The sequence below is a fragment of the Streptococcus sp. HMSC062H02 genome, assembly GCF_001813005.1.
Taxonomy (GTDB): domain Bacteria; phylum Bacillota; class Bacilli; order Lactobacillales; family Streptococcaceae; genus Streptococcus; species Streptococcus oralis_S.
Genome location: NZ_KV811090.1, coordinates 206,097 through 223,901 on the forward strand (window position 1 = coordinate 206,097; position 17,805 = coordinate 223,901).

12 protein-coding genes and 1 pseudogene are annotated in these 17,805 nt (G+C 43.2%); 11 read left to right on the forward strand and 2 right to left on the reverse strand.

Annotated features, from left to right (window positions below; translation table 11 throughout):
* The first annotated feature begins 11 nt into the window (after positions 1-11).
* The 3 genes and pseudogenes from HMPREF2885_RS01105 to HMPREF2885_RS01120 all read left to right on the forward strand — a co-directional run bounded on the left by HMPREF2885_RS01105 (position 12) and on the right by HMPREF2885_RS01120 (position 3,030).
* Positions 12-1,148, forward strand: a complete 1,137-nt coding sequence (locus tag HMPREF2885_RS01105) for a mannitol-1-phosphate 5-dehydrogenase (protein ID WP_049519204.1) — start codon at positions 12-14, stop codon at positions 1,146-1,148.
* Between the two features lie 101 nt (positions 1,149-1,249).
* Positions 1,250-1,867 (forward strand): annotated as a pseudogene (locus HMPREF2885_RS01115) (SIS domain-containing protein); the annotation flags it as partial.
* A 110-nt stretch (positions 1,868-1,977) separates the two neighbouring features.
* Positions 1,978-3,030: an LLM class flavin-dependent oxidoreductase gene (locus HMPREF2885_RS01120; protein WP_070656873.1), complete on the forward strand. Its 1,053-nt coding sequence runs from the start codon at positions 1,978-1,980 to the stop codon at positions 3,028-3,030.
* A gap of 229 nt (positions 3,031-3,259) precedes the next feature.
* On the opposite strand, the gene HMPREF2885_RS01125 is transcribed toward HMPREF2885_RS01120, so the two are convergent.
* Entirely contained in the window at positions 3,260-4,117 is an 858-nt protein-coding gene (locus HMPREF2885_RS01125; protein ID WP_000703388.1) for a 5'-nucleotidase, lipoprotein e(P4) family, read from the reverse strand.
* A gap of 367 nt (positions 4,118-4,484) precedes the next feature.
* On the opposite strand from HMPREF2885_RS01125, the gene HMPREF2885_RS01130 reads away from it, so the two are divergent.
* The 7 genes from HMPREF2885_RS01130 to HMPREF2885_RS01160 are packed head-to-tail and all read left to right on the forward strand — an operon-like array spanning position 4,485 to position 9,820.
* Positions 4,485-5,489 carry a uroporphyrinogen decarboxylase family protein gene (locus HMPREF2885_RS01130; protein WP_065371544.1) on the forward strand — a complete coding sequence of 335 codons (1,005 nt, stop codon included), beginning with the start codon at positions 4,485-4,487 and terminating at the stop codon, positions 5,487-5,489.
* Between the two features lie 11 nt (positions 5,490-5,500).
* A complete protein-coding gene (locus HMPREF2885_RS01135; RefSeq protein ID WP_000837740.1) occupies positions 5,501-5,704 on the forward strand; it encodes a hypothetical protein in 204 nt (67 codons plus the stop codon).
* A gap of 2 nt (positions 5,705-5,706) precedes the next feature.
* Positions 5,707-6,705 (forward strand): uroporphyrinogen decarboxylase family protein, encoded by a 999-nt coding sequence (locus HMPREF2885_RS01140; RefSeq protein WP_070656874.1) that lies wholly within the window; start codon positions 5,707-5,709, stop codon positions 6,703-6,705.
* Between the two features lie 11 nt (positions 6,706-6,716).
* On the forward strand, positions 6,717-7,595 hold the full coding sequence (locus HMPREF2885_RS01145) for a transporter substrate-binding domain-containing protein (protein WP_065371546.1): 879 nt from the start codon (positions 6,717-6,719) through the stop codon (positions 7,593-7,595).
* A gap of 32 nt (positions 7,596-7,627) precedes the next feature.
* Positions 7,628-8,320: an amino acid ABC transporter permease gene (locus HMPREF2885_RS01150; RefSeq protein WP_070656875.1), complete on the forward strand. Its 693-nt coding sequence runs from the start codon at positions 7,628-7,630 to the stop codon at positions 8,318-8,320.
* Between the two features lie 3 nt (positions 8,321-8,323).
* Complete coding sequence (locus HMPREF2885_RS01155) at positions 8,324-9,046, forward strand: amino acid ABC transporter permease (protein ID WP_000350563.1); 723 nt, start codon at positions 8,324-8,326, stop codon at positions 9,044-9,046.
* Between the two features lie 9 nt (positions 9,047-9,055).
* Complete coding sequence (locus tag HMPREF2885_RS01160) at positions 9,056-9,820, forward strand: amino acid ABC transporter ATP-binding protein (protein ID WP_000942252.1); 765 nt, start codon at positions 9,056-9,058, stop codon at positions 9,818-9,820.
* A 201-nt stretch (positions 9,821-10,021) separates the two neighbouring features.
* On the opposite strand, the gene HMPREF2885_RS01165 is transcribed toward HMPREF2885_RS01160, so the two are convergent.
* Entirely contained in the window at positions 10,022-13,738 is a 3,717-nt protein-coding gene (locus HMPREF2885_RS01165; protein WP_070656876.1) for a pullulanase, read from the reverse strand.
* Positions 13,739-14,180: 442 nt separating this feature from the next.
* Between HMPREF2885_RS01165 and rpoB the strand changes: the two genes are divergently transcribed.
* Entirely contained in the window at positions 14,181-17,792 is a 3,612-nt protein-coding gene (gene rpoB / locus HMPREF2885_RS01170) for a DNA-directed RNA polymerase subunit beta (protein ID WP_070656877.1), read from the forward strand.
* The last annotated feature ends 13 nt before the right edge of the window (positions 17,793-17,805 follow it).

The following is a 17,805-nucleotide window of genomic DNA, read 5'->3' on the forward strand; positions in this document are numbered from 1 at the left end:
GGAGAAATTCAATGAAACATGCTGTTCATTTTGGTGCCGGCAATATCGGTCGAGGTTTTATAGGCGAAATTCTATTCAAAAATGGTTTTCATATTGACTTTGTGGATGTCAATAATCAGATAATTCATGCTCTAAATGAAAAGAGCAAGTATGAAATTGAAATTGCACAGGAAGGACAGCCCCGCATAGAGATAGCTAATGTGGCTGGCATTAATAGTAAGGAACATCCTGAGCAAGTTATTGAAGCGATTCAAAAGGCGAATATCGTTACTACTGCAATCGGACCTAATATACTCCCTTTTATCGCTGAACTTCTAGCTAAGGGAATAGAAGCTCGACGGGCTGCAGGAAATACGCAAGCATTGGATGTTATGGCTTGTGAAAATATGATTGGTGGTTCTCAATTTCTTTATCAAGAAGTCAAGAAACATTTAAGTCCGGAAGGTTTGACATTTGCTGAGAACTGCATAGGTTTTCCAAATGCTGCAGTAGACAGGATTGTTCCAGCACAAAGTCACGAAGATCCTCTTTTTGTTGTGGTCGAGCCCTTTAATGAATGGGTTGTGGAAACTAAGCGTCTTAAAAATCCAGATTTACGTCTAGAAGATGTGCATTATGAAGAAGATTTAGAACCTTTTATTGAGCGAAAACTTTTTTCAGTCAATTCTGGACATGCAACTTCAGCTTACATTGGTGCACATTATGGTGCCAAGACAATTTTGGAAGCTCTTCAGAATCCTGCTATCAAGTCTCAGATTGAATCCGTTTTAGCTGAAATTCGGAGTCTCTTGATTGCCAAATGGAACTTTGATAAAAAAGAATTGGAGAATTATCACAAAGTCATTATAGAACGGTTTGAAAATCCTTTCATAGTGGATGAGGTTAGTCGAGTAGCTCGTACTCCAATCCGAAAATTAGGCTATAATGAGCGATTCATCCGGCCGATACGTGAATTGAAAGAACTCGGTTTGTCATATGAAAACCTACTTAAAACAGTTGGCTATGTCTTTGACTATCGAGATGTAAATGATGAAGAAAGTGTTCGATTAGGTGAATTGCTGGCTAAACAATCAGTCAAAGATGTTGTTATACAAGTTACAGGTTTAGAAGACCAAGAATTGATTGATCAAATTGTAGAGTATATTTAATCTTTTTCGAAAATCTCTTCAAACCACGTCAGCTTCACCTTGCTGTAAGTATGGTTACTGACTTCGTCAGTTCTATCCACAACCTCAAAACACTGTTTTGAGCAACCAAGGCCTATACAGCACAAATCGCAGCACTTGCCTTCCTTGCAAAAGCTGTCGGAGAAGCAAATGGCAATGCCAAAGCCCAAGCCTTTGACCTGGTTCATGAGTTGTCAATCGTAGCTCAGTCTATCGAATCAACTCTTTCAGAAAAAGAAACCATTGATGCCAAGGTTCGTGAGCTTCTTGAAACTACTCGCAACGCCTTTTACATCGGACGTGGTCAGGATTACTATGTAGCCATGGAAGCGAGTCTTAAGCTCAAAGAGATTTCTTACATCCAGTGTGAAGGTTTTGCGGCAGGAGAACTCAAGCACGGAACCATTGCCTTGATTGAAGAGGGAACCCCTGTCTTGGCCCTCTTGTCAGATCCAGTCCTTGCTAACCACACTCGTGGAAATATCCAAGAGGTTGCAGCCCGTGGTGCTAAGGTTCTCACTATCGCAGAAGAAAATGTTGCTAAAGAGACAGACGATATCGTTCTGACGACCGTTCACCCTTACCTCTCACCAATCTCAATGGTCGTGCCAACTCAATTGGTTGCCTACTTCGCAACGCTACACCGTGGCCTTGATGTGGACAAACCACGTAACCTTGCCAAGTCAGTAACAGTAGAATAAACTAAGAAAGTCTAGTTCATCTAGGCTTTTTCTAATGAGCAAATTCATTGAAAATAAAACTAATTAGTGCTAAAATACCCTAAAACTAAAAGAGATAGCGAGGAAACAGGATGGTAGAATTAGGGATTTCAACATTTGGTGAAACAACCGCTCTGGAAGCGACTGGGCAGATTTACAATCATGATGAACGCATTCGTCAGTTGGTGGCAGAGATAGAGCTGGCTGATAAGGTTGGCTTGGATGTGTACGGGATTGGGGAGCATCATCGGGAGGACTTTGCGGTATCGGCGCCAGAGCTTGTTCTTGCAGCTGGGGCAGTCAATACCAAGAAGATTCGTTTGACCAGTGCAGTCAGCATTCTCTCGAGTATGGATCCGATTCGCTTGTTCCAACAATATGCCACCATCGATGCCTTGTCAAATGGACGGGCAGAGATTATGGCAGGTCGTGGTTCATTTACCGAATCCTTCCCTCTGTTTGGCTATGACTTGAAAGACTATGAAGCTCTTTTTGATGAAAAGTTAGACCTGCTTCAGCTGGCAAATGAAAGCACCAAAGTGAACTGGCAGGGACAATTGACTCAAAGCATCACTGGAAAAGAAGTCTATCCTCGTCCTGTTCAGGACAAATTGCCATTGTGGGTGGCGACAGGAGGTCATGTAGAGTCAACAGTGAAGATTGCTCAGGCGGGGTTGCCGATTGTCTATGCCATTATCGGTGGCAATCCACGTTATTTTAAAAAGCTGATTCAAGCTTATCGTGAGATTGGTAGGGAAGCCGGTCATGCGGAGAAAGACCTGAAAGTGGGTGCTCATTCTTGGGGCTGGATTTCGGAAGATGGCGAGCAGGCTGTCAAAGATTATTTCCATCCGACCAAGCAAGTGGTGGATGCAATTTCCAAGGACCGTCCGCACTGGCAGGAGTTGACCTATGAGCAATATTTGGAGCAAGTTGGACCAAATGGTGCCATGTTTGTGGGCAATCCAGATCAGGTGGCAGAAAAATTGATTCGCATGATTGAGGATTTAGACTTGGACCGTTTCATGCTCCATCTACCGCTTGGTTCTATGCCACATGATCAAGTTTTGAGAGCTATTGAACTCTTCGGCACACAAGTGGCTCCAAAAGTACGAGCATACTTTGCCATGAAAGAGGGGTTATAAAAAAATTCAATCAGTTGAGTCGATTGGTGAGGAACACCCATGGATTCAGCAACAGGTGGAAGTGGTACAAGTGATAGAGCATACTATCTAGTGGAATATATACTAGTTTATACCAAGTACAAGATAAAATAGTAAAAAAGACGATTTCCGCTTGGAAATCGTCTTTTTTGATATTCTCACAAATACGATATCTTGTGGTTGGTGTAAACTGGTAGATAGCTCTCTTATTTTATTTATCAAAACCTTGTAAGTTTTTTTGTCGCTCTTCAGTTTGACCCTTGGCATCCAATTTATTACCATTGTAAACAGTGCTTTCCCATGATCCGTACATTGGGTTAGGGAAAATGATGAATTTCTCACCAAACTCTTTTTGTAATTCCTCTAATTTTTGGTTGCGCTCAGTTTCAGAGGTCTTTGAAAACTCTGCAAAGTCCACAAGATTGTCTCCTAGTAGCATGACTAAGTTGGTTTTTTCTTGGACTGCTTGTCTACGACCTTCTTTAGATTTGACGCCTTTTTCTAAGAACATGAGATGATCGCGGCTTTGTACAGGAATTCCTTCGTTTTCTAGGTTTTTGATCGTATCATCTACCTGATCTATCGTGCGGTCAGATACATAGTAAATTTGGACACCGTTTTGGTCTGCAAATTGGAGAAAGTCTTTAGCACCTGGTACAGCCTTGGCTGCGGCTTTTTTTACCCAGACATCCCAGTTTTCTGGGGTAAATGCTGTTCCGTCTTTGACATTTTGCGCTTGATAAGGGCTATTGTCTAATACAGTTTCGTCCAAGTCCAAAACGATAGAGTAGGGTTTATCTGTCTGTGTTTTTAGTAGTTCTTTCAAACGATCAGTAGCGACATTGTAACCTTGTAGATAGAGTGCCTTGGTTTCAGCTGCTTTTTGATACCAAAGAGTTGACATAGTATTTTCTCTTGAACGCAACTGATCATAGGTCATTGTAACCTGATTATCAGATGTACTACTTTGTGTTGTCTGTGAATTTGCCGAATTTGTACCACAGCCAGTCAGTAAAATGACGGAAGTAAGTGTAGAAGCAATTGTAATGGTAACTTTGGATATTTTCATAATCCCATCCTCCTAATAATAGTCTATTAATATTGTAGCGTTTTCATGGGATTTGTGCAAGGAAATATCGAGAGAAAATAAATTTTTCAGTAGTAATTTGGTATTAGGATAAAATTATGTACTTAATTTTGGAATGAAGATGGATATAAAAAAATCCAATCGACTTGATAGAAAATCTATATCAGCTCCTTTTTGAAAAATAGATGAAAATAAAGAGAATCTTTGAAAGGCTAGTAACATCAAGCTTTTCAGGGATTTTTTTCTTTATAGATATAAAAATTTCCAATCGAGTTGATAGTCAATATATATTGGGAAAAGGGGAAAAGGAGTGGTAAGATGGTTTCAATCCAAATGGAAGGAGAGAGGTATGGCAAGCAAAAGAGATTTAGTCTTTAGAGCGATTCGAGGCGATGAAGTGGAAAGAGTTCCTGTCGGATTTTGGTTTCATTTTGTAACACTCGAAGAAAAGGGGCAGGGATTAAATAATCCACGTATCTTTCAAAAAAGTGTTGATGGGCATCGCAGCTATGTGGAAAGGATTCGCCCTGATTTTGTCAAAATTATGAGCGATGGTTTTTTCCTTTATCCAAGTAATGTCTATAATCCTAAGATTGCAAGCATTCGGGAGCTGACTTCTATTGAGTCGATTGGTGAGGAACACCCATGGATTCAGCAACAGGTGGAAGTGGTACAATCGATTCGAGAGACCTTTACCGAAGAGATTGCTTCTTTCTACAATATCTTTTCACCAATCTCCTACCTCAAGCGCTGGTTCCGCACAGAAACTTCTCGAGGAGATAGGGAAGTAGCTGATCTATTGCTTGAAAATCCTGAGCAATTTAGAGCTATTCTAGACGTGATTGCAGGAGATATTGCTATCCTAACTCAGAAAATCATCCAGCAAGGCGGTGTTGACGGGATTTACCTCAGTACCCAGGAAATTCAAGATGAGCGCATCACACCAGCACTCTACCAAACCTATATCGAACCGAGCAATATAGCGATTTTGGAGGCAGCTAATCAGGTGGGTGGGACCAATATCCTCCATATCTGTGGTTTTGAAGGTGCGAGCAATGATGTGACGATATTTAAGGACTATCCAGCTCAAGTGGTCAACTGGGCGACCCACCATGAGGATGTTAGTTTGACACAGGGGCAGGAGTTGTTTCCAGGCAAGGCCGTTTTAGGTGGATTTGAAAACGGCAAGAAAAGCTTGCTTTATCAAGGTTCCAAGGCGGAATTGCAAGATGAAACAAGACGGTTGCTGGCTGAAGCTGGTAGTAAAGGCGTTCTTCTGGGAGCTGACTGTACTGTTCCAGATGACTTTGACTTAGAGAGGTTGGACTGGATTCGGCAGGCAGCTGTTCTCTAAAAGGAGGAGCTATGAAAAGTAAAAGATGGGGCATCTTCATTGCAGTTGTCGGTTTGCTGGCCTTGGTTGCCATAAGCGTCGTAAAAAATCAGCACTGCAAAAATGGAGAGAGATGTCATGGAGTTCAGGATTTTTCCAAGTCCAGTCTCCCCTTTCTACGCTCGAATGATATCGCAAGCAGTTTATTAGTTGAAAAAGTAAGAAATGGAGAATAAGAATGTCAGAAAAAAAAGAATGGGTTTTAAAAGCATTTAAAGGTGAAAAGGTTGATCGTGTGCCAGTTGGCTTTTGGCACCATTCCACATCCGAAGACGAATGGCTACACGGTTTCTCAAATCCAGTCATTATCGAGAAGAATATTGAGGGCCATAAGCGCTTTATCCGAGAAGTTCAGCCAGACTTTATCAAACTCATGAGTGATGGCTACTTTGCTTATCCAAATCCAGCGATTGCCAAAGACAAATCACTTCAAGAATTGGCAACCATTCAACCACTCGGACCAGATCATGCTTGGATAAAAGAGCAGGTGGACTTGGTTAAGAAAATCAAGCAAGAATTTACAGAAGATATTGTTGCGATTTACAATATTTTTGCTCCTGTGACCTATCTCAAGTGGCTGCTTGGGGAAGTGTCTGGTGGCGATGACCTTATTGCAGACTTTCTGGTGGAAGATCCTGAAGCCCTTAAAAAGGTGTTGGATGTGATTGCAGAAGATATTGCGAGTCTCAGTCGAGCTGTCATCGAAGAGGCTGGTGCTGATGGAATCTATCTCAGCGTGCAGAGTATCCAAGATCAACGAGTGTCGGCAGCAGATTATCAAGTCGTCATTGCCCCTAGCGAGATAACGGTTCTGGAAGCAGCTAGTGCTGTTGGTGGCGTCACTGTTCTTCATATCTGTGGCTACGAGGGAGCGCGAAATGATATTCATCTTTTTGCAGACTACCCAGCCCAAGTCTTTAACTGGGCTGTAGGACCAGAGGGAATCACTCTCAAGGAAGGTCGTGAGATTTTCAAGGGACGTACGGTTCTTGGAGGATTCGAAAATGGTAAGACAGGCTTGCTGTATACTGGTAGCAAGGATGCCATTCAGGCTGAGGCAAAGAAACTAGTTGCAGAAGCTGGGGAACAGGGCTTGGTACTTGGGGCAGATTGTACCATTCCAAGTGATATCGCAGTTGAACGTATCCAGTGGGTGAGAGAAGCGCTTGAAAACTAAAGGAGAAAAAGATGAGTAAAAAAGCATGGATTATCGGTGGTGTAGCAGTTGTTGCAGTAATTGGGGCGACGATTATCGGGAGAAGTTTAGCTGGCGATCCAGCCAAGGAGGGAGAAACAGCTTCGTCTGCTGAAGTCATAACCTTGAAGGTTGCCCATACACAAAACTATGTGCCTTATGACTTTGTCAATGAAAAAGGGGAATCAGATGGTTATGAAGTAGCTGTTTTGAAGGCTGTTGATGAGAAGTTGGCAAACTATCAATTTGAATATACGGGCACCAGTGATGACGACCTCTTGATTGGTCTGGAATCAGGCAAGTATGACATCGGAACCAAGGGAGCTTGGTACACAGATGAACGAGCTAAAAAGTTTGTCATTCCATCTGAACCAGTCGGAGCGAGCATCATCGGATTTACTGTCAGAAAAGAAGATGAACAGAAATACAAAACCATTGATGACTTTGCTAAGAATAAAGGGAAATTGGTTCCCATCTCTCCACAGAATGCTCAATGGAATGTTATCACCAGCTACAATGAAAAACATCAGGACGCACCGATTGAGCTAACAGCAGCAGAATCCTTTAAAGTAGCAGATGCCTATGCCTGGGTCTTAGAAGGACGTTATGACGCCTTCTTTGATATCAAACTGTCCTTTGAAAAAGCAGTTACCGCAGAAGATGGCCCTTACCACCAATATGCGGATAAACTCAGCTGGTTCCCATACAAGGGCATTCCAACTTATCCCTTGATTCACCATGATGAAAAGGGTGAGAAATTCGCTAAAGAATATGAAAAAGCAATCAAAGAGTTGAAAGAAGATGGAACGCTAGCTAAGTTATCTCAGCAATACTTTAAAGAAGATGTCTTTAGTTATGTAGACAAAGACTAGACCAGAAATTCCAAGACTAGAAAGGGTTTTGCATGGTTTCTTATGATTTTTCCAAGGTCTTTCAGTTTTTGCCGACCTTATGGCAGGCACTTCCTATGACCTTGTTCATTCTCTTTTTTACCACTCTTCTTGGTTCCCTTTTTGGAGGTCTCTTGGCCTGGGCGCAAGTAGGAGAAGACAAGAGTTTTGCAGCGATTTCCAAAGGCTATATCTTTACCCTACGTTGTACACCGCCGATTGTCTTGCTTTTTCTAGTCTTTTATGGCTTGCCAGAATTTCTGAAATGGTGGCTTGGTTTGGATATCAACAACTGGTCTAAAACTATTTTTGTTCTCTTGACGATGATTCTCTTGTTTGCGGCTATTGTTGCCGAGGTTTTCAAGGCGGCCTATCAAGCTATTCCAAAGGGGCAGACAGAGGCCGGGCTTAGTATTGGTTTGACTCCAAGTCAGACTTTTTGGAGAATCATTTTTCCTCAAGCTTTTCAAGTTGCTCTTCCCAATATAACAACTGCTATTCTCAATCTCATGCGGGATGCTGCCTTGGCCTATACGATTGGTTTTGTTGATGTTATGGGGGCCGGGAATCTCTTGATCAGTCGCAATTTAGGGAACTACTCTCTGGAAACCTATACGGCAGTTGCGCTTCTTTATTGGGGGATTGCCTTGGTTATTTCTAGCTTGAGTCGTTTGCTTGAGAAGTCTTTGGAAACAAAAGGGAGGTAAGAAATGGATATAGACTATATTGTAAAGACCTTTCTGGAGACCTTGAAGGGTGTGCCAATCACCTTGATTATCATGATTGTGGCTATGGTCTTAAGCTTTTTACCAGCTCTATTTTTAGCCTTGGGGCAGATTTACAAGGTTCGAGGTGTGAGGAGTTTTTCTCTGGTCTATCTGGCCTTTATCCGAGCGACTCCTCCGATTTTATTGATTCTCTTCTTTTATAGTTTGTTTCCAAGCCTGCTGAATCAATTTCTCAAAAGCATAGGAAGTGACTTTGATATTTTCAAGCTTGATCCTCTCTATTATGCCTTTATCATTTATAGTTTGATGACAGTCGGGAGTTTATCGGAGATTTTGCGTTCAGCTATCTTGACAGTGGACAAGGGACAACTAGAGGCAGCGCATGCGATTGGCTTGACTACGACCCAGGCCTATCTAAGGATTGTTTTTCCTCAAGCCTTGCGCTCAGCCTTGCCTAACTTGGCCAATCTGGTGATCAATATCGTCAAAGGGACCTCCCTGGTCTTTGTTATGACTATCAAGGACATCACCGCTATTGCTCGTGTAGAAGCGTCCTACGGTTACCAGTATTTTGAGTCTTATTTTGTGATCTTTTTGCAGTATATTTTGATCTGTGGTTTGATTCAGTGGGGCTTCTCCCTACTGGAAAAAGGCTATGTGAAAAAAGAAAAAAGTGCAAAAGCATCTAGCGCGCGTTTCGTATAGGAGGACAGGATGTTACAAGTAGAACATATCGCAAAAACATTTGGAGAGAGGCAGGTGCTGGAGGATGTCAATCTCCAGGTTAACCAAGGGGATGTCGTCGTTATTTTAGGACCATCAGGTTCGGGGAAAACGACCTTTCTCCGTTGTCTCAACCACTTAGAAAAAGCTGATAGTGGCCGTTTGACCTTGGCAGGAAAGACCTATGACTTAGCCAAATTGAGCAAGAAAGACATTCTAGAAATTCGCCAAAAAACAGCTTTTGTTTTCCAACACTACAATCTCTTTGCAAACAAAACTGCTCTGGAAAATATTCTAGAAGGCCTAATCGTGGCTCGTAAAGTTCCCAAGGAAGAAGCGCTAAAACGTGCAGAATCCGCCTTGGAAAAAGTTGGTTTACTGGCCTATAAGGACTACTACCCTTCACAACTATCTGGAGGGCAACAACAACGAATAGGAATTGCGCGTGCCATTGCCGTCAAGCCCGAGGTCATTTTGCTAGATGAACCAACATCAGCACTAGACCCTGAGTTGGTTGGAGATGTTTTGGATGTTCTGAAACAGTTGGCGGGAGAAGGTGTGACCATGGTGGTCGTCACGCATGAGATGGGATTTGCTAGAGATGTTGCCAACCACGTTATTTTTATGGACGGAGGCCGTATCGTAGAGGAGAATAATCCCCACGATTTCTTTAGTCGTCCACAAGAAGAACGAACCAAGCAGTTCCTGGCTCGTATCTTATCAGATGCAACCTATAGTGTAGAATATATGATTTGATAGATAAGTGTACCATAAAAACAACACCCCATGACTAGAAGATTCTTCTGACCATGGGGTGTTTTTCTATAGGAGGGCTAGTTTATACTCTTCGAAAATCTCTTTAAACCTCGTCAGCTTCGCCTTATCTACAAGCTCAAAGCTGTGCTTTGAATAGCCTGCGATTAGCTTCCTAGTTTACTCTTTGATTTTCATTGAGCATTATTTCTTTTTCTTGTTTTTTATCAACCATCCAAGTCCGAGAAGGGCAAGGATACTGAATCCAGCAAGGGCAAGGAGGGATTTGCTCTCAGTTCCTGTGTTTGGAAGGAGGTTCTGAGAGTGAGCCTCTGCAGCAGTTTCTTGAGTTTCAGGATTGGCTGCTAGGTTTTGAGCTTGACCTTGTTCTGGTTCGACTTCCAAGCTAGAAAGGTCAAATTCTGGTTTTTCTTCCACAGCTGGAGCGACAATGGCACCACCTTGAGACAAGCGGAGAACGACAGCAGTGAGAGCGTTCAATTTCAAGCCTTTTTCAGTCCATTCGAGACCTTGAGGGTTAGCAATTCCTACTGGTCCTGCTTGGTTTTCATCTGCGAGAACTTCGGCCTTTCTCAAGTGAGCAAAGGCAGTCCCCAAGTTGAATTCGCGGGCCTTATCATCTGCATTGACAAAGACTGCGTAGACATCGCCGTTTGGAGCAGTGATTTGGTAGCCGATGGTCACATCTTCTTTTTCAACGCCATTTTGTCCTGGGACAGTAATGAGGTGGACGCGCTCTTTGATGTCTTGCAGACTCTTGAGTCGGAAGGCATCTGTCGATTGACGAAGGGCGATCAATCCTTTCATGTAGTTACGGCTCTTGACATTTTCAGGATATGCTTTGCCATCTGTTGCCTTGGTCCAATCAAACTTGTTGACAGCATCACTAGAGTCGTAAGAGTCATGGATAAAGTAAGGATAGACAAATGGCTTGCCGTCCTTGTCGCGCAACAAGTGAGACTTGTTTGGAACCTTATCCTCTGAGACAGGATTCTTATAGGCTGGATCAAGGAATTGTTTGGTACGTCCGTATTCCTGACCAGAGTGGATAAACGGAGTTCCTTGAGCGGTCAAGACCATGAGGTTTCCAAGTCGCAAACGGCGATGAATCTCAGCGTAGTTTTCAGCCTTGCTTGGGTCTTTTTTGATAGACTGAGCAATAATGTCAAAGAGGGTCAAGTTATCATGGGCCGCGATATACTGGATAACATCTCCAGGGTTGTCTGCTTCAAAGTTGGTTGGTTGGGCAATGAGATTTTTAAAGATGGTATTGATATCGCGTTTGCCACCTGTGATAAAGGCAGGTTGACCTTCGTTTGGATAGCCAGACTTGAGGTTGTTACGGATGTCGTCTGAAAAGACAGCAACAGTATCTGTTTTCTTCATCCAATCTTGGTCAGCAGGTTGTACAGGCGTATTTTCATCACCAGTATAGGTTCTCCAGCCTTCACCTAGCATGATAAGATTTGGATTGAGGGCGCGTGCAGCTTTGTACGCTTCTTCGATAGAAGCTGCATCGTGGTCACCCATCATATCGAAGCGGAAACCATCTACTTTGTAGGTTTCAACCAGATACTTGATGGAGTCTACCAAGACACGTTTAGACATGTAGTGGGTAGTTCCCAAACGGCCACCTCCAAAGCTGGTACGAGGAGTTCCGTCTGCATCCATAAAGTGGTAGTAGTTTGGCTCAATATCCTCAAAAATATCAACATTGGCAGTATGGTTGTAGACCACATCCAAGATAGCCCCCATGCCACGTTTGTGGATTTCGTTGATGAGGTTTTTGAATTCTGCGATACGTTTTTCTGGATCCTTAGGATCGCTTGAGTACATACCAGTCAAGGAGAAGTAGTTTTGAGGGTCATATCCCCAGTTGTAGTTGCTGTTGCTTGAAGCGTAGGCAGACAAACGTTCATGGTTTTTCAATTCATTGACAAAGTAGTAAGACAAGACTGGAAGGAGCTGGATGTGGGTCACACCCAAGTCTTTGAGATAGTCCAGTTTTTCGATAAAGGCTTCAAAGGTACCAAATGGCTTGGTCAAGTCTTTTGCGATGGCAGGATCCGAAGTGAAGTCACGTACATGAGCTTCGTAGATAACGGCATCTTCACGTGATTTGAAGTTACGAATCTTTCCATAGGTCAAGTCTTGCGGACCTAACTTCGCTGGATCGACAAAGGCAGCTTTAGCGACCTTATGAGCGGTATCTGTTTTTGCTAGGTCACTGTTCCAAGCCGCTAATGATTTGGCATAAGGGTCAAGAACGAGGACAGTTTTACCTTGGCGCTCGATTTGGTAGTGGTAGTAGTAGCCAGTGTAGTTGCTGATACCGAGACCAGAGTTTGCATCCAGAGTTTGTTTCCAGGTTCCTTTTTCTCCTTTTTCAAGGGCGACAGTTCCAACTACTTTTTCAGGGTCTTTCTTGTCATAGACAACAACGGAAACCTTATCAGCACTTGGAGACCAGAGGGTGAGGTCAACACGCTTGCCATCTTCTTTTAGAGTTGCGCCGAGTGGACCATCGTAACTGTAGGATTCATCCTTGAGGCGCCAGCTTGAACGTGTGGTAAAGCGGTCTGAATTGTAGCTGACAGTGTAAGGGTGTTGAGTGTCAGAGAAGTCGCCGATGTAGGTCACTTTTTTACCTGCCTCATCCACTTCCACGTCTGTGATAGTTACTTTATTCCCTTGGTAATCAGTGATGCTGGAGTGTTTGAGGATGTCGTCTTTCTTAGCTCCAACTAGGGTAGAAAAACTGCTTTCGATACGAGATTTAGCCACGTGTTGGGCACCAGTCATGCGGATATCGTGCACATAGTAGGGGTTGGTGTAGATGGTTTCGTCATCATCTTTGAGGAAAATCTGACTGTGATTTTTTAGATTAGTGAATTTATAATCTTCTTTTCTGATTTTCACATCATCGCCTTTCTTGCTTTCGTCTAGTAATAAAAATCCAAATTCTCTCGCAGCTTCATTGAGTGGAATGTCAATGTAACGTCCATATTTTCCAGTTGCGGTAAAGTCAGTACCGTCAGGCCATTCTCCACTGCTTGGGTTTTTGACATCGCCCCAATACCAAAGAGATTTTTTGTCGTAGTTCCCGTCGGTGCGGTAGTAGTTGACACGAATAGTTCCTGCTGGCTGAGGGCGGTAGTTGTATACCTTGTAGTTTTCATCTAGCCAGGCCTCATTCATTTTTGGAGAGAGGCGCTCTACAGAACGGTCTCCCGTCAGGTTATCCCCCTTGGTATTGTTGATGAGGAAGCTGACTTTCTTGGCTTGCTCATTTTTGAGTTTGACATCTAGATAATAGCCGTAGTCATCTTGCTTGGCATCCTTGAAGGACTTGGCTCCATTGGGCCAGTTTTCAGACGGCTTTTCAACATCGTCCCAAGTCCAAAGACCTTGAGAATCTTTGTTCTCTTCAGGGAGTTTTTTTACATGGATACGGAAGTGGTTGTCTGCGATGGGTTCTTCAGAGGATGTGTCAGCTTGTGGTTTTTGTTCTGAAGTTGGCGTTGCAGTGCTAGTATCTACTTTCTCTTCCTTGCTGTTAGCCTGGCTTGTAGTAGCATCTTCTGTTTTGGGTGTTTCTGGCGCTGTAGTAGTTTCCACAGCTGGAGCTTCTTTTTTAGAATCAAGGGAAGCGTTTGCATTCTTTTGTTCAGAAATAGGCGTTTCCTTTTGAGTTTGACTCGTTTCAGTCTCAGTAGGGGCCTTGGTCACAGCGCTGGTATTTTCCTGAGTTTGAGGCAGGTTTTCGTTAGCCGAAATAGTTGGCATTGTAGCAGAAAGCAGGACAATGCTAGCACCAATAAGGACAGAACCAGTTCCGTTCTTCAAGGAACGGATACCATAAATCATTTTTTTCTCAGTTTGAGATGGGATCTTTTTCATCACAATTCTCCTTGTGTAGTTGTTCTCTATCAGTATAGCACGAGGTAAACATTAGTGCAAGCGTTTTCCTAAATTTTAAGAGAAAATATAATGCTTCATTCTCTTGAAATTTTAAAATAATATATAGGAAAAGATTGTTTAAAAAAATAGTAAAAAACCTTGAAAAATCTAGCTAAATAAGGTATAATATGAGTAATCATTTGTCGTAGGTTTTGTCTGAAATATTGTCCAGACAAGGCTCACAGCAGTTAAATCTTCTGAAAAAGTCAGATTTAGCTGCTCTTTTTGTGCTTTTTTTCAGGTTTTTGAGTGCTTGTAACAAAAATTTAAAGATTCTGAAAATTCGTCAAAGGGACACGGTGATAGGGGTTTTAAAAACCATATGACGATTAGAAAAGCCTGATTGACAAGGCTTGGAATTTATTTACAAAGGAGAATCATCTTGGCAGGACATGACGTTCAATACGGGAAACATCGTACCCGTCGTAGTTTTTCAAGAATCAAAGAAGTTCTTGACTTACCAAATTTGATTGAAATTCAAACGGATTCATTCAAAGATTTCCTAGATCACGGTCTTAAGGAAGTATTTGAAGATGTATTGCCAATTTCAAACTTCACAGACACAATGGAGTTGGAATTTGTTGGCTATGAAATCAAGGAACCAAAATACACGCTAGAAGAAGCTCGTATCCACGATGCTAGCTACTCAGCACCAATTTTTGTAACCTTCCGCTTGATCAATAAAGAAACAGGCGAAATCAAGACCCAAGAAGTCTTCTTTGGTGATTTCCCAATCATGACCGAAATGGGTACTTTCATCATCAATGGTGGTGAACGTATTATCGTTTCTCAGTTGGTCCGCTCACCAGGTGTTTACTTTAACGACAAAGTAGACAAGAACGGTAAAGTAGGCTACGGTTCTACTGTTATCCCTAACCGTGGAGCTTGGTTGGAACTTGAAAGCGACTCAAAAGACATCGCTCATACTCGTATCGACCGTACTCGTAAGATTCCATTTACGACCTTGGTTCGTGCGCTTGGTTTCTCTGGTGATGATGAAATCTTTGATATCTTTGGTGACAGCGAATTGGTTCGCAATACTGTTGAAAAAGATATCCACAAGAATCCAATGGACTCTCGTACAGACGAAGCCTTGAAAGAAATCTACGAACGCCTTCGTCCAGGTGAGCCTAAGACTGCTGAAAGCTCACGTAGCTTGCTTGTAGCTCGTTTCTTTGACCCACGCCGCTACGATTTGGCAGCTGTTGGTCGTTACAAGATCAATAAAAAACTCAACGTTAAAACACGCTTGCTCAACCAAACCATCGCTGAGCCATTGGTAGATCCTGAAACTGGTGAAATCTTGGTAGAAGCTGGTACCGTTATGACTCGTAGCGTGATTGAAAGTATCGAGAGTCACTTGGATGGAGACTTGAACAAGATTGTTTATATTCCAAACGATGCAGCTGTTTTGACAGAACCAGTTGTGCTTCAAAAATTCAAGGTTGTTGCTCCAACGGATCCAGACCGTGTTGTAACCATCATCGGAAATGCCAATCCAGACGACAAGGTTCGTGTTGTAACTCCTGCGGATATCCTTGCAGAGATGAGCTACTTCCTTAACTTGGCAGAAGGTATCGGACGTGTGGATGATATCGACCACCTTGGAAACCGTCGTATCCGTGCAGTTGGTGAATTGCTTGCCAACCAAGTACGTCTTGGACTTTCTCGTATGGAACGTAATGTCCGTGAACGCATGTCTGTTCAGGACAATGAAGTTTTAACACCACAACAAATCATCAACATCCGTCCTGTAACAGCTGCAGTTAAAGAATTCTTTGGTTCATCACAGTTGTCACAGTTCATGGACCAACACAACCCGCTTTCTGAGTTGTCTCACAAACGTCGTTTGTCAGCCTTAGGACCTGGTGGTTTGACACGTGACCGTGCAGGATATGAAGTACGTGACGTGCACTATACTCACTATGGTCGTATGTGTCCAATCGAGACACCTGAAGGACCTAACATCGGTTTGATCAATAACTTGTCATCTTACGGACACTTGAATAAGTATGGATTTGTTCAAACACCATACCGTAAGGTTGACCGTGAAACAGGTGTAGTCACAAACGAAATCGTTTGGTTGACAGCCGATGAAGAAGATGAATTTACTGTAGCGCAGGCCAACTCTCGCCTCAACGAAGACGGTACTTTTGCTGAGAAAGTTGTCATGGGACGTCACCAAGGGGTCAACCAGGAGTACCCAGCAGAAGTGGTTGACTATATGGACGTGTCACCAAAACAGGTAGTTGCCGTTGCGACAGCATGTATTCCTTTCTTGGAAAACGATGACTCCAACCGTGCCCTTATGGGTGCCAACATGCAACGTCAGGCTGTGCCTTTGATTGATCCAAAAGCACCTTACGTTGGTACTGGTATGGAATACCAAGCAGCTCATGATTCTGGAGCGGCTGTTATTGCTCAGTATGATGGTAAAGTTACATACGCAGATGCTGACAAGGTAGAAGTACGCCGCGAAGATGGTTCATTGGACGTTTACCACATCCAAAAATTCCGTCGTTCAAACTCAGGTACTGCTTATAACCAACGTACACTTGTTAAAGTTGGCGATGTCGTTGAAAAAGGCGACTTTATCGCTGACGGACCTTCTATGGAAAAAGGGGAAATGGCGCTTGGACAAAACCCGATCGTTGCCTACATGACATGGGAAGGTTACAACTTCGAGGATGCCGTTATCATGAGCGAACGCTTGGTCAAAGACGATGTCTACACATCTGTCCACCTCGAAGAATACGAATCAGAAACCCGCGATACAAAGCTTGGGCCTGAAGAAATTACTCGTGAAATTCCAAACGTTGGTGAAGATGCTCTTAAAGACCTTGACGAAATGGGTATTATCCGTATCGGTGCTGAGGTTAAAGAAGGAGATATCCTTGTAGGTAAAGTCACACCTAAGGGTGAGAAAGACCTTTCAGCTGAAGAACGTCTCTTGCACGCTATCTTCGGAGACAAGTCTCGTGAAGTGCGTGATACTTCTCTTCGAGTACCTCACGGTGCCGATGGTGTCGTTCGTGATGTTAAGATCTTTACACGTGCAAATGGTGATGAGTTGCAATCAGGTGTTAACATGCTGGTTCGCGTCTACATCGCTCAAAAACGTAAGATCAAGGTCGGAGATAAGATGGCCGGACGTCACGGAAACAAAGGGGTTGTCTCTCGTATCGTTCCTGTAGAAGACATGCCTTACCTTCCAGACGGAACTCCAGTCGACATCATGTTGAATCCACTTGGGGTACCATCACGTATGAATATCGGTCAGGTTATGGAACTTCACCTTGGTATGGCAGCCCGTACTCTTGGTATCCACATCGCAACACCAGTCTTTGACGGAGCAAGTTCTGAAGACCTTTGGGACACTGTTAAAGAAGCAGGTATGGATAGCGATGCCAAAACAATCCTTTACGATGGACGTACAGGTGAGCCGTTTGACAACCGTGTATCAGTTGGTGTCATGTACATGATCAAACTCCACCACATGGTTGATGATAAATTGCACGCGCGTTCAGTCGGACCATACTCAACCGTCACCCAACAACCACTCGGAGGTAAAGCTCAGTTTGGTGGACAACGTTTCGGTGAGATGGAAGTTTGGGCTCTTGAAGCCTACGGTGCGTCAAATGTTCTCCAAGAAATCTTGACATACAAGTCTGACGATATCAACGGACGTTTGAAAGCTTATGAAGCTATTACAAAAGGAAAACCAATTCCAAAACCAGGTGTTCCAGAATCCTTCCGAGTTCTTGTAAAAGAATTGCAATCTCTTGGTCTTGACATGCGTGTCCTTGACGAAGATGATCAAGAAGTGGAACTTCGCGACTTGGATGAAGGAATGGACGAAGATGTCATCCACGTAGATGACCTTGAAAAAGCCCGCGAAAAAGCAGCCCAAGAGGCTAAAGCAGCCTTTGAAGCTGAAGAAGCTGAGAAAGCAACAAAAGCGGAAGCAACAGAAGAAGCTGCTGAACAAGAATAAGCAGTTCATTTAG